This is a genomic window from Acetobacter cerevisiae, assembly GCF_001580535.1.
GTDB classification, from domain to species: domain Bacteria; phylum Pseudomonadota; class Alphaproteobacteria; order Acetobacterales; family Acetobacteraceae; genus Acetobacter; species Acetobacter cerevisiae.
This window is the reverse complement of the sequence record NZ_LHZA01000138.1, coordinates 1-12,815: the sequence shown is the minus strand read 5'-3', so window position 1 is coordinate 12,815 and position 12,815 is coordinate 1. Positions and strand designations below refer to the sequence as shown.

9 protein-coding genes are annotated in these 12,815 nt (G+C 59.3%); 5 read left to right on the top strand and 4 right to left on the bottom strand.

Annotation, left to right across the window (positions count from 1 at the left end; translation table 11 throughout):
• The first annotated feature begins 89 nt into the window (after positions 1–89).
• Together AD928_RS06455 and AD928_RS06450 are read left to right on the top strand one after the other, a co-directional pair.
• Positions 90–986 carry a uracil-DNA glycosylase gene (locus AD928_RS06455; protein WP_233419983.1) on the top strand — a complete coding sequence of 299 codons (897 nt, stop codon included), beginning with the start codon at positions 90–92 and terminating at the stop codon, positions 984–986.
• 210 nt (positions 987–1,196) lie between these two features.
• Positions 1,197–3,143 (top strand): lytic transglycosylase domain-containing protein, encoded by a 1,947-nt coding sequence (locus AD928_RS06450; protein ID WP_062249202.1) that lies wholly within the window; start codon positions 1,197–1,199, stop codon positions 3,141–3,143.
• A 22-nt stretch (positions 3,144–3,165) separates the two neighbouring features.
• Here AD928_RS06450 and AD928_RS06445 read toward each other — a convergent pair whose 3' ends face one another.
• Both AD928_RS06445 and AD928_RS06440 read right to left on the bottom strand, forming a co-directional pair.
• On the bottom strand, positions 3,166–4,251 hold the full coding sequence (locus AD928_RS06445; RefSeq protein WP_062142134.1) for a zinc-binding metallopeptidase family protein: 1,086 nt from the start codon (positions 4,249–4,251) through the stop codon (positions 3,166–3,168).
• Between the two features lie 50 nt (positions 4,252–4,301).
• Positions 4,302–5,321 carry a transglutaminase family protein gene (locus tag AD928_RS06440; protein WP_062249201.1) on the bottom strand — a complete coding sequence of 340 codons (1,020 nt, stop codon included), beginning with the start codon at positions 5,319–5,321 and terminating at the stop codon, positions 4,302–4,304.
• Positions 5,322–5,614: 293 nt separating this feature from the next.
• On the opposite strand from AD928_RS06440, the gene AD928_RS06435 reads away from it, so the two are divergent.
• Together AD928_RS06435 and AD928_RS06430 are read left to right on the top strand one after the other, a co-directional pair.
• Positions 5,615–7,087, top strand: a complete 1,473-nt coding sequence (locus tag AD928_RS06435) for a circularly permuted type 2 ATP-grasp protein (protein WP_062249198.1) — start codon at positions 5,615–5,617, stop codon at positions 7,085–7,087.
• Positions 7,088–7,113: 26 nt separating this feature from the next.
• Positions 7,114–8,115 (top strand): alpha-E domain-containing protein, encoded by a 1,002-nt coding sequence (locus AD928_RS06430; RefSeq protein WP_062142154.1) that lies wholly within the window; start codon positions 7,114–7,116, stop codon positions 8,113–8,115.
• A gap of 90 nt (positions 8,116–8,205) precedes the next feature.
• On the opposite strand, the gene AD928_RS06425 is transcribed toward AD928_RS06430, so the two are convergent.
• Both AD928_RS06425 and hpnH read right to left on the bottom strand, forming a co-directional pair.
• Positions 8,206–9,504, bottom strand: coding sequence for a hemolysin family protein (locus tag AD928_RS06425; protein ID WP_062142131.1), 1,299 nt, complete (start codon positions 9,502–9,504; stop codon positions 8,206–8,208).
• 265 nt (positions 9,505–9,769) lie between these two features.
• Entirely contained in the window at positions 9,770–10,984 is a 1,215-nt protein-coding gene (gene hpnH, locus AD928_RS06420; RefSeq protein WP_062142130.1) for an adenosyl-hopene transferase HpnH, read from the bottom strand.
• Positions 10,985–11,391: 407 nt separating this feature from the next.
• Here hpnH and dxs point away from each other — a divergent pair.
• On the top strand, positions 11,392–12,815 hold a 1,424-nt coding region (dxs, locus tag AD928_RS06415; RefSeq protein WP_062249196.1), incomplete at its 3' end, for a 1-deoxy-D-xylulose-5-phosphate synthase.

The following is a 12,815-nucleotide window of genomic DNA, read 5'->3' as shown; positions in this document are numbered from 1 at the left end:
TTCCGTCAAAGACTGGGGAGACATGACATGAACGGCGGATACTTCTCTACCCTGCCCGCAGCCAACCGCCAAACCGGCCCCTCCTTTTTGTGGCAGTTTATCTGATGGACGCCGCTCTGTCTCTTCTGCGCCTGTACGGGGAATGGGGCGTGGATACCGTGGTGGGCGACTCCCCTGTGGACCAGCGCCTCGCCCGCTTAGGAAAAATGCGTTTCCCCGGTGAAGAGCCCGCGATGCGGCGCGCACCGGATGGTCGTCTGACCGGTGCTCCGGGTCGCGCTGCGCCGCCTGCCCCCTCCGTTTCTGGCCAGACACCCCCACCTTCCCCAGAGACCGCACGCCCTGGGGGTTCGGCGGCACAAAGTGGCCCGGCTCTGCTGGCGCAAACGCTGACGCAGGCGCGGGCTCTGGCAGCGGCAGCCACCACGCCGGAGGCCTTGCGCTCGGCTGTCGATGGCTTTTCCGCATGTGCGTTGCGCACAACTGCCATGCATACCCTCTTCCCAACCGGCCCCCTTCAGGCCCCGCTGATGATTATCGGTGAAGCCCCGGATGCGGATGAAGACCGGAGCGGTGCAGTCTTCTCCGGCCTGTGTGGTGACCTGCTGGCTCACATGCTCACCCCGCTGGGGATGGACCGCCAGACCTTGCTGCTGGCCACGGCCCTGCCCTGGCGGCCACCGGGCGGACGCGCCCCGACTGAAGCCGAACTGAAGCTGTGTCGTCCCTTCCTGGAACGGGCCATCGCCCTGTTTGCCCCCCAGCGTTTGCTCCTGTGCGGGCGGCTTCCGGCCCGGATGCTGCTGGACGCCAAAATGCCCCTGCCCCGCAAAAGCTGGGGGCCTGCGGCTATCCCCGGTCTGGCCTCGCCCCTCCCCACCCTTGTCATGCGTCACCCGCTCCAGCTGCGGGCCAGCGCCACCGCCCGCAAGGAAATCTGGCAGGACCTGATGCTTGTTGCACAAACGCTACGGAGCAACGGCTGAATCCACGCCAGAGCCTGATGAACATCCTGAAGTCATAACAATAAAGCCGACTCTATTCAGACGACAATTTCCTTATTAAACACAAGTAGTTCCTCTCCTATTCGCCAGCTATTCACACCTGCGTTTTCTCGTTTTCTCAAGCACTCCTCCTGAGTGCTTACAGAGAGTAAACTTGCTTTTTGGCGCAGAACCTCATAGACCCCGCCAGCCATGCGAGCGATAGGACAGATCCCTCATCAAATCGCGGCAAAGGCCTTTATGGCCGGAGCCGCCCTTTTGGCCGGTGCTTCCGTCGTAGCGACGAAAGCCTATGCCAAGCTCCCCGGGACGGGGCAGGACACGCACAGCGAAGAGCTTGCGATGGTCATGCCACGACAGGCGTTTCCGGAAGGGGATGACATTCCCCTGCCAAAGCCGCTCTCCCCGGAAGTCAGCACACAGATCAAGTCCATCTTCCGCCTCCAGCGACAGGGGGCCTTTGCAGAAGCCATCACCAGCACGACCCGGCTTACAGACGCCACGCTGCTGGGTGATATTGAGGCCGACCGCTATCTCAACCCCTCCTACCATCCCGGTGCGACGGAACTGCGGGCCTGGCTGAAGAAATATGTCTCCTACGCCGACGGTGCCGCCATCTGGGCCCGTCTGGCCGCCCTGCCCCAGCATGGGGGGCCGCTGCCGCCCGTGCCGGTCTCCACCCATCTGGCGCCAGACCATACCAGCATCCCCGCTGACCCGCTGACGCTGGACTTTACCCGTAACCCGCTGCTGGACCGCACCCTGCGTGAACGCACCGGCTGGGGCCTGAAGGGCGTGCACAGCGCCCTGCATCTGATTACCGCGACACCGGGCATGACGCCCGCCTACGCCGCCCAGCTTCAGGCAGAAACCGCTCAGGCGATGCTCAATGCCGGGGAAACGGATGTGGCGCTGGAGATCAGCCAGACCGCAGTTGAAGGCTCCCGGAACAAAAATGCTCTGGCAGGCTATGTGGCCGGACTGGCCCTGTGGCAGCAGGGGGATTATGAGCAGGCTGCACCTTTCTTTGAAAAAGCCTCTCACGCCGCAACCGCTACACCGGAAATGCGCGCCGCGTGTGCCTTCTGGGCCGCTCGCACGCACGAAAAGCTCGGGCAGGACCATGCCCGCCATACCTGGCTCCAGCATGCAGAAGCCTTTCCCACAACTTTCTACGGGCTTCTGGCTACCCGTATTCTGCATCATGCAAGCGCAAGCCATGAGCATGAGCACGACCATGTGCGGAAAGTCAGCTTCTCCCCGCTGGAACCCTCAGGCAAAGCACCCTCGGCACAGGTTCTGACGGAAATTGATATTGAAGCGGTGGGGGCGACCGATATCGGGCGGCGGGTGTTTGCTCTGCTGCAGGTCGGGGAGCAGGAACGGGCGGAAAACACCATCCGCCGGGCCTGGCCGGACCTGCATGACGTCACCCTTGCCCGGTCCTTCCAGCTGGTGGCGGATGCCGCAGGCCTGCATGACCTCTCTGCGGAGATGTCAGACGCCCTGCAGGCCCACTCCTCGGCGCAGGGGCCGGAGCAACAAAATCTGCCGCTCCCCCTGCTCAAGCCACGCCACGGCTTTATTATGGACCCGGCGCTGGTCTATGCGCTGACCCGGCTGGAATCGAACTTTGACCCGCAGGCCGTCTCCGGTGCCGGGGCGCATGGCCTGATGCAGATCCGCCCGTTGACGGCTGATTTTGTGACAAGCCCGCCCAATACACTGAACCACCGGTTTGAAAACGCGACCAGCGACCTGCATGACCCCAGCCTGAATCTGGAAATCGGGCAGCGTTATGTGCAGTATCTGGCGGACCTGACGCGCCATAACGCCCACACGCCTTTGCGTGGTGGCGATATGATCCGCCTTCTGGCCAGCTATAATGCTGGCCCCACGGCGCTGGCCCGGTGGGAAAAAGCGGCCTCCTCCTCAGATGATCCGCTGCTGTTCATGGAACTGATCCCCAACACGGAAACGCGGGACTACGTCCATCGGGCGCTCTCATACCTGTGGATCTATGCTGCCAAGCTGAAACTGCCGACGCCGTCCCTCACCGCACTGGCACGGAATGAATGGCCGGATTTTGCGGACGAGCAGGCTCTGGCCCACACCATTAATACGCGGGTTCTGCATTAGTCAGACAATGCAGGACTGGGGTTTAGCAGGACCGTAAAGCCTGTGTTTCCCGAATGAGGGTGTGGATAAATGAGAGTTTGTTCACCACACCCTGCGTCAGCACAAACGGGTAAAAATCAGGCAACCCCATGGAGCGGTTCAGGCTGTTGACGGCATAAGTCAGCGGCAGCCATGCCTGCATGATCTCATCAAAAGAGGCCTCGGTATAAGGGTCTCCATGCTGCGGAGACGATGAGGGCTGCGCCCCGGCCAGAGCCGGATTGATCGAGACTCCATAGGCCCATGCTGTCTCAAGAGTTGAGACAATATGCAAATAATGTGCCCATGTTTCCGCAAAATCTTCCCACGGGTGAGACGTAGCGTAAATGCTGACGTGATGCGTCTGCCAGTCCGTCGGGCGCGGGCTGTCATAATAGGTTTGCAAGGCCTGCTGATAATCAGCCCGGTCATCCCCAAACACCGCACGGCAGGCGTCCAGCCGCCCGGCGTCCCGCACCAGCACATTCCAGTAATAATGCCCGACTTCATGCCGGAAATGCCCCAGAAGCGTGCGGTAATATTCTCCCATTTCCACCCGCATTCGCTCACGGCAGGCGTCATCCGCCTCACGCAGAGCGATGGTGATCACACCGTTATTATGGCCGGTCATCACCGCAGAAGAGCCGTCTGGCGGGTCATCCAGAAAGTCAAACACCAGACCCCCCAATGGGTCTTCCAGCCGGGTTTTCATGGGCAGTTTCAGGCGCAACAGCGTGTAGAACAAACGATGCTTTGCGACTTCCAGCTTATGCCAGCGTTCCAGATTTTCCGGCTTATCCAGATTGGGGATGATGCGATTAAACCGGCAGGCAAAACAGAAAGACGGATGCCCGGATTCATTAGGCATCGTCATCCAGTTGCACACGTCATGCGCATGGTTGGCACAATAGGCCAGTTCCGCCTGACGGATGCGCGGCTCTAAGGGCCGCCACAGGCCGCCCTCAACAGGCTCCAGTGCAGACAACACGGAAAGTCCCGGCAGATACCCGAGCTGATGTTTGCAATGCTCACAGACTGTATTTTCAAAAAACAGAATCTGCTCACAGGACTGACAGGTAAAAAGCCTCATGCTGATCACTCTCTTGCGTCCCGGATCGTAACGCAAGGAAAACCAGTCAATCAGACGCTGTCTGGCATCACCAGACGATCAGTTTGCATGGAGACATCAAACGTGGCTTTACACTGGTCCAGCAGGCCCGTAACCGGAGCCGCCTGCTCCGGGGCGGGTGTGGCAGCCAGCGGCAGGTGGCCCTGTGCTGTCAGCAGGCCGGAAGTGGTATCAAACCCCACCCAGCCCGCACCGGGCAGAAAGGCTTCAGCCCATGCGTGCAGGTCACAGGTCAGGGCCTCTTCGCCCTCCGCCGTCTGGCTGGACTGAATCAGATACCCCGAGACAAACCGGGCGGCAAAGCCGAGATGCCGCAACAGGGCAATCATCAGCCAGGCACTGTCCCGGCAGGAGCCAACCCCACGGGCCAGCGTTTCTTCCGGGCTCCATACGCCAGGTTCAAGACGCAACTGATACCCAATGCGCGCGGCCAGAGCGCGATTGAGTGCCACCAGCATATCTAGCGTATCGCGCGGGGCTTTTTCCACCCAGTCCGTCAGAAACGCGTGCAGATGCGGGCCGGCGAGAGGTGTTGCGCGATACAGGGCCAGTTTGGCCTGTTCTTCCGGTGTGTAAAACTGGTGCGGGCAGGCGGGCAGATCTGTCTCAGCCTGCTGAGACCCCGCGATCGCACACGGCTGCTGCTGCTGTTGCATGGCTTGTTGCTGGTGCTGCGCTGGTGCGCTTTCTTCTCCCAAGGTCGTGGCAAAAACGACAGGCGGCGTCCAGCGACGCGCCGCAGGAGCAAGCGTGAAATCAAACGGGTTTCTGGGTGTCAGATCGGCTTCAAGCCGCACAGTGATATCAAAATGCGTCACGCGCTCCGCAAAGACCACTTCCGCAACATGATTGCCGAAGCCATCCTGATGCCAGCTCTGTTTGCTCGCGACCGGATCAACCCGCAAAGCATAGGACCGCACCGGTGTTCTGGCCGTGCCGGAAGGGCGAAGGCGGATGGTCTGTGGCCCCAGAAAAACAGGCCGGTCATACCGATACCGGGTCGTGTGGGTCAGCATGACGTGTGAACTCATGGTGGTACGGCCCTGAACACCCTGCTCATGCTGAAACGCCCTGTTCCTCTCCTGCCACAGGACGGGAGAAACCGCTTATGGCGTATGAATGCGTATACGGTATCAGCATTAATCCATGGCAGACCAGCCCCCTGCGCATGATATTCCGTTAAAAGAACAAATTTCTGTTTTGCGGCTTGGCAAACGCCGGAAATCCTGCTCGTCTTAAGTAATTAACCGTAACGAAACGGCATGCAGAGGCGCAGGTTTCCGGACCCGCCAGAAGTGTCGGACCTCATATCGGGAGTCAGGGTATGAATGACACGCCACTCCATGCACCCGTTCAGGCGGCTGGTATTTTTGCCGCTTATGATGTTCCGGATTTCTTCTGTGAACTTATGAACCGCAAGGATGGCATTCCCCCTGCTCTGCAGGCTGTAAAAAACCGTCTGGCCCATTTTACGCTGGCAGACCTGCGGCACCGCACAACCGCGGCGGAGGCACAGCTTTACCGGCTGGGCATTACCTTCACCGTCTATTCAGACCGCGAGGCGATAGACCGTGTGCTGCCGTTTGATGTCATTCCCCGCGTCATCACCGCCGCGGAATGGGACCATATTGAGCGCGGCGTGCAGCAGCGCGTTCAGGCCATTAATCTGTTCCTGCACGATATCTATCATGACCGTGCCATTCTGCGGGACGGGATTATCCCGGCAGACCTCGTGCTGAACAATCCGAATTACTGTGAGGCCATGGTCGGGCTGAACGTGCCCGGTGGCGTGTATGTGCATATTAACGGTACAGACTTAATCCGTGACCAGAACGGGCGTTTTCTGATTCTGGAAGATAATGCCCGTACCCCCTCCGGCGTCTCTTACGTTATTGAAAACCGGCATATGATGCTGCGGCTTATGCCGGATCTGGTCGCCGGTCTTCCGCTCCGCTCCGTAGATGAATATGGGCTGAAACTGCACCAGAGCCTGTGCGAAGTCTCGCCGGAAGGTGTGCTGGACCCGCAGGTCGTTCTGCTTTCTCCCGGTATTTATAATTCCGCTTATTTTGAGCATGTTTTTCTGGCGCGCGAGATGGGCGTGCCACTGGTGGAAGGTAAGGATCTGGTGGTGGAAAACCACCGTGTGTTCATGCGCACCGTAGCGGGACTGCGGCCTGTCCATGCTATTTATCGCCGCCTGAATGATGAATTTCTGGACCCTCTGGCTTTCAATCCGGACAGCATGCTGGGCGTGCCGGGGCTGGTCGAAGCCTATCGCCGCGGGAATGTCACCATTGCCAATGCGCTGGGCACAGGGGTCGCAGATGATAAAGCCGTTTATGCCTATATGCCGCGCATTATCCGCTATTATCTCGATCAGGACCCCATTCTGGACAGTGTCGATACCCATATCTGCGCAGAACCCGAGGGGCTGGCCTATACGCTGGCCAATATAGACAAGCTGGTGATCAAACCCGTTGGTGAGTCCGGTGGCTATGGCCTGCTGATTGGCCCGCATGCCACGCAGGACGAACTGGATGAGTTCCGCCGCAGGCTGAAAGAAAACCCCGGTAATTACATCAGCCAGCCGGTGGTCAATCTTTCCGTCTCCCCCACCCTTTGCCCCAACGGTGTGGAAGCACGCCATGTGGACCTACGCCCCTTTGCGCTGACGGGGCGCTCCACGTGGGTTCTGCCGGGAGGCCTTTCCCGCGTGGCGCTGCGGAAAGGCTCACTCGTCGTCAATTCGTCACAGGGGGGTGGCTCCAAAGATACGTGGGTGCTGGCATCATGAGTGAAATTTCCACAGGCCTTTTCCATATGCAGCCGGGGCTGAACAATCTGCTCTCGCGCTACGGCGAGTGCATGATGTGGCTGGCACGCTACATGGAGCGTATTGAAAATCTGGCCCGGCTTCTGGAAGTAACGGAAAGCTTTGTGCGCGGGCCGGATGGTCAGCCGGGGTGGGATACCATTCTGCAGATCCATTCTGATGAGGATTGTTTTTACGCCCGCCATCAGACTGTCACGGAACAGGATGTGATCGCCTTTTACGTGACGGAAAAGGAAAACCCTAACTCCATCAAGGCCATGGCGCATTCCGTGCGGGAAAATGCACGTGCTGTCCGTCCCTTGATTTCAACGGAGATGTGGATGCAGCTCAACGTCTTTACCCGCTGGGTGCTGGACCTGCAGCCCTCCGATATCCGGATGAACAGCCTTTCCGGCCTGTGCAACCGACTGAAACAGGAATGCCAGACCCATTTTGGCGTCACCGAAGGTACCTTGTATCGGGATCAGGCGTGGCTGTTCTATCTGCTGGGCAAACATCTGGAGCGTAGTGACCAGATTACCCGCCTGATTGATATCCGCTACCATACGCTTCTGCCGGGCCATGAGGCAGTCGGGTCTGAAATTGACATTACCCAATGGGCATCCATCCTTCGATCCGCTGCGGCGTATCATGCCTTCCGGCGTTTACAGCCTGTGATGACAACACCTGCCAATGTTGTTGGCTTCCTGCTGAAAAACGATGCCTTTCCGCGTTCTCTGACAACAAGCCTGCGTCTGCTGGACAGCACCCTCAGCACCCTTGCCGGGCATGGCAGCCTGCGCCGCCTCTGCTCTCCCATTCAGGAGCGCGTCGCGGAACTGCGCGTCACACTGGCAGACCAGACAGTGGACGACATCATCATCCGTGGGCTGCACGAATATATGCAGTGGATTCAAACCCAGATTTCAAAAATGCAGCAGGAAACCGCGCAGGCCTTCTGGCCTGTTACACCCCATTGCGGCACGCCCCCTGTGCAGGTTCAGCAATAGCCCTCTAAGGTCCGACCGCCGCGTGCTCCACATCAAAATGGCCTGACAGATCCCTCTGTTCAGGCCGTTTGTTCGATAGATTTTTGGTCCTCAGTTTTCGGCCAGAACCTGCCGGCTGGCCCGCACGCGGGAGACGCGGCGCCCTTCCATTTCCAGCACTTCAAACAGCCAGCCGGAATAGACCACCTTATCCCCAATGGCGGGCACGCGACGGAGCAGAGCCAGAATCAGGCCGCCCAGCGTGTGGTAGCTGCCTTCATCCGGCAGGCTCCGCAGGCCGAGGCGGTCTTTCACTTCATCAGCAGACTCCGTGCCGTCCATCAGCAGGACATCATCCTGTGTGGGCGCGTGATGGGCTGCGGTGGTCTGAGAGGCGTCATGACCGCCCTCACCCACAATAGCATCAAACAGATCAGACGCTGTCACGACCCCTTCAAACGAACCGTATTCGTCAAACACAAACGCCATGCCCAGAGAAATACTGCGCATCCGCTCCAGCATATCCAGCGCTGAAATGCTGTCCGGCACCACCACCATCTGCCGCAGGCCAGCTTCTATGGAGACAGGCATGCCATCCAGCATACGGTCCAGCATGTCCTTTGCCAGCACGACCCCGACCGGGTTATCCACGCCGCCTTCACACACCACCAGACGGGCATAGGTTGTCTGCTTGAGCGCCTTGATCAGCGCGTCACGCCCGGCATGGCGATCAATCCAGTACAGCTCATTACGCGGCGTCATGATGGCACGCACCGGCCTGTCTGCCAGACGTAGCAGGCGCTCGATCATGGTGCGCTCTTCATGCTCCAGTACACCGGAGCGAGCCCCTTCGGCGATATAGGCCTTGAGTTCTTCTTCCGTCAGCGTCTGGCTCACGGCATCGCCAGCCCCCATCAGCTTGAGCACGATGTTGGAAGACTGTCGCAGCACCCACACCACCGGGCGCGTGGCATGCGCCAGAATTTCCAGCGGCATAGCCAGACGGGCCGCCATTTTTTCGGGCTCACGCAACGCCAGCTGTTTGGGCACCAGTTCACCCAGTACCAGCATGAGAGCCGTAATGGCGATAACCACCAGCACCATGGAAACCTGAGCCGCCACAGGCCGGAGAAAATCGATCTTTTCCAGCAGGGGTGTGAGATGCGCTTCAACCTGCACCCCACCGAACGTCCCTTCCAGAATGGACACCAGCGTCATGCCGACCTGCACTGTGGGCAGGAAAATCTGCGGGTCTTCCGCCAGACGCATGGCGCGGTCTGCGCCCCGCATGCCCTGCTCCCGCAAAATGGCCAGACGCGGCATTCTGACCGAAATCAGAGCCAGCTCTCCCATGGCAAAAACGGCGTTCAGAATAACCAGTAAAAAAATGATAAGAATGGAAGCAGTCATGAAATGCGGTGGCCCTGCGTGACGACGGAAAATGCACGATAGGGGATGATGGCCCCCGAGGCCAGTACGCACTGACCATGCCTGTCAGCGCACATCCCTATGCGGAAAACGAGCTTACACCCCACCTCTTATGCAGGCAGCGTATGCCAGCCAGAGAGACAAATCAGGGGAAAAACAGCCTCAACACCTCGGAGCACCGTACAAAAAAAGAGCGGCCCCTGTGCGGGAGCCGCTCCTTTCATGGAGTCGCAAACTGAGGGAAGGCTCAGTCGGCGGCAGTTGCTTCCACCGGCGCTGCTTTGGCCGGAGCTGCGTCGGCATTGGCTGCATCTGTGCGGATCACCTTCACACGCGGTGCCTTGGCAGGCTTGCGGGCGGCGATTTCTTCCATCTGCTCTTCCACCTGCTTGGAGAAGACGTACTGAGCAGGCCGCTGGTTGGCGAGGGAAATTTCCGGAGCCATCGGCTTTTCGGTTTCCGGGCCAAACAGTGCGACTTTTGCAATGTGCCAGGGGCGGCGCACGGCATCCATCACAGCGGTAGATTCGTAACCGGAGTGCACCATGCAGTCAGCGCACTTTTCATAGTTACCGGTGCCGTAATCGTCCCACTTGGTGTCTTCCATCAGCTCATTGAAAGACTTGGCATAGCCTTCCCCCAGCAAATAGCACGGACGCTGCCAGCCAAAGACGTTACGCAGCGGCTTGCCCCAGGGGGTGCAGTGATACTGCTCATTGCCCGCCAGGAAGTTCAGGAACAGCGGAGACTGCGTAAACCGCCATTTCTTGCCCTTGCCCAGACGGAAGATGTCACGGAAGAGCTGCTTGGTTTTCTGACGGTTGAGGAAGTGTTCCTGGTCAGGCGCACGTTCATACGCATAACCCGGAGCCGTCATGATTCCGTCCACGCCCATCGCCATCACTTCATCAAAGAAGGATGCCACGCGCTTGGGGTCTGCCCCATCAAACAGGGTGCAGTTGATGGAGAGACGGAAGCCGCGTGCCTTGGCCTTTTTGATGGCCGCAACAGCGCGTTCATACACACCGTCCTGACAGACGGAGGAATCGTGCATGGACTTGTCGCCATCCAGATGCACGTCCCATGAGAAGAACGGAGAGGGTTCGTACTCATCCATCTTCTTTTCAAGCAGAAGGGCGTTCGTGCACAGATAGACGTATTTTTTCCGGGCGATCAGGCCACGGACAATCTCCGGCATCTCCTTGTGCAGCAGGGGTTCACCCCCGGCCACGGCGATGACGGGTGCACCTGCTTCCGCATCCGCATCCAGACATTCCTGCACGGTCATGCGCTGGTTGAGAATGGCTGCGGGATAATCGATCTTACCACACCCGGCACATGCCAGATTGCAGCGGAAAAGCGGTTCAAGCATCAGAACCAGCGGATAGCGCTTGCGCCCGGTGATGTGCTGTTTGACGACATAACTGCCGACCCTGACGGCCTGCATTATAGGTACGGCCATAAACCCCCGCTTTGGCGCATCTGAGACGCCTGCATCATAACTGAGTGAGACACTTCATAATCTGTCAAAACGTGACCATGCCGGGCAACCAGCCCCTGCATACCGTGTAACGGCCACCACAGGTGCTGCGCACATAATCACGTATGGAACTGTTCGCCTGCATATAGGTTGGCTCGTTTGTCAAGCTCAAGCCTTTTTCAAAACATGTGGCAAAAAAGACACAATATGCACTTACTTTTAATTGCAGGCTTGCGTTCAGGCCAGAAACATTAAACCAAAACGGCTGATATCGCGATGTGTGAAAATATTTCGCGCGACGTTAAGACACACTGACGGCAACGAAATCCCGCCCAGCCTCCCCGGACGGCATTCCGCTTCCTACAAGAAAAGAAGATGGAAACGATCGCATGGACAGTTCTCACGACAAAAATGCAAAGCCTCGGATTCCCACCCTTGGCCGTTTTCCTGCTCTGGACCGGGTGACCTACCCGTCTGACATGCGGAACCTTTCGGTCGAGCAGCTCAAGCAGATTGCGGACGAGCTGCGGGCCGAAACCATTGACGCCGTCTCCACCACCGGTGGCCATCTGGGCGCCTCTCTGGGCGTGGTGGAACTGACCGTGGCCCTGCATGCGGTGTTCGATACCCCGGCCGACAAGGTGATCTGGGATGTGGGGCATCAGGCCTACCCGCACAAGATCCTCACCGGTCGCCGTGACCGTATCCGCACCCTGCGCCAGCCGGGCGGCCTCTCCGGCTTCACCCGCCGGTCCGAGAGTGAGTATGACCCGTTCGGGGCCGCGCACTCCTCCACCTCCATTTCTGCCGGTCTGGGCATGGCCGTGGCGCACCATCTGCGCGCGGAAGAAGACCCGTCCTACCATGAGCGCAGCGTCATCGCCGTGATCGGGGATGGCTCCATCTCCGCCGGTATGGCCTATGAGGCCATGAACAACGCTGCCGTGGCTGGCCCGGGCGCTGAACGGCTGATCGTCATCCTCAACGATAACGAGATGTCCATCGCCCCGCCGGTTGGCGCGATGTCCAACTACCTCTCCCGCCTGATGTCCTCCCGCAAGTTCATGGGCCTGCGCGAACTGGCCGGGAAAGTCGTCAAGAAGCTCCCTGCCCCGGTCGAACGCACCGCCCGCAAGGCGGACGAGTATGCCCGCGGCATGATTACCGGCGGCACGCTGTTTGAAGAGCTGGGCTTCTATTACGTCGGCCCCGTGGATGGGCATGACCTGCCGCAGCTGGTCGCTATCCTGCGCAACCTGCGCGATACGGATAACGGCCCCATCCTGCTGCATGTGATGACCGAAAAAGGCCACGGCTATCAGCCCGCCGAGAAGGCGGGGGACAAGTATCACGCCGTCGCCAAGTTCAACGTCGTTACCGGTGAGCAGAAAAAAGGCCCTGCCGGACCGCCGTCCTACACCTCCGTGTTTGCTCGCGAACTGGTGCGCCGGGCTGCAACCGACAACAAGATTGCCGCCATCACCGCCGCCATGCCGTCCGGCACCGGGCTGGATGCGTTCGCGAAGAACTATCCTGACCGCTTCTTTGACGTTGGCATTGCCGAGCAGCATGCCGTGACCTTTGCCGCAGGTATGGCGACCGAAGGCCTTCGCCCGTTCTGCGCCATCTACTCCTCCTTCCTGCAGCGCGCCTATGATCAGGTGATGCATGACGTGGTGCTGCAGAAGCTGCCGGTCCGCTTTGCCATTGACCGTGCCGGTCTGGTCGGGGCCGACGGGGCGACCCATGCCGGCTCCTTCGACATCGCCTATCTGGGCTGCCTGCCCGGCATGAGCATCATGGCCCCGTCTGA

What these genes read in the sequence shown, in the direction of transcription:
- AD928_RS06445 (WP_062142134.1), bottom strand. Translation starts at nt 4,251, where the DNA reads ATGAGGCTTTTTACCTGTCAGTCCTGTGAGCAGATTCTGTTTTTTGAA.
- hpnH (WP_062142130.1), bottom strand. Translation starts at nt 10,984, where the DNA reads ATGGCCGTACCTATAATGCAGGCCGTCAGGGTCGGCAGTTATGTCGTC.
- AD928_RS06430 (WP_062142154.1), top strand. Translation starts at nt 7,114, where the DNA reads ATGCAGCCGGGGCTGAACAATCTGCTCTCGCGCTACGGCGAGTGCATG.
- AD928_RS06425 (WP_062142131.1), bottom strand. Translation starts at nt 9,504, where the DNA reads ATGACTGCTTCCATTCTTATCATTTTTTTACTGGTTATTCTGAACGCC.
- AD928_RS06435 (WP_062249198.1), top strand. Translation starts at nt 5,615, where the DNA reads ATGAATGACACGCCACTCCATGCACCCGTTCAGGCGGCTGGTATTTTT.
- AD928_RS06450 (WP_062249202.1), top strand. Translation starts at nt 1,197, where the DNA reads ATGCGAGCGATAGGACAGATCCCTCATCAAATCGCGGCAAAGGCCTTT.
- AD928_RS06440 (WP_062249201.1), bottom strand. Translation starts at nt 5,321, where the DNA reads ATGAGTTCACACGTCATGCTGACCCACACGACCCGGTATCGGTATGAC.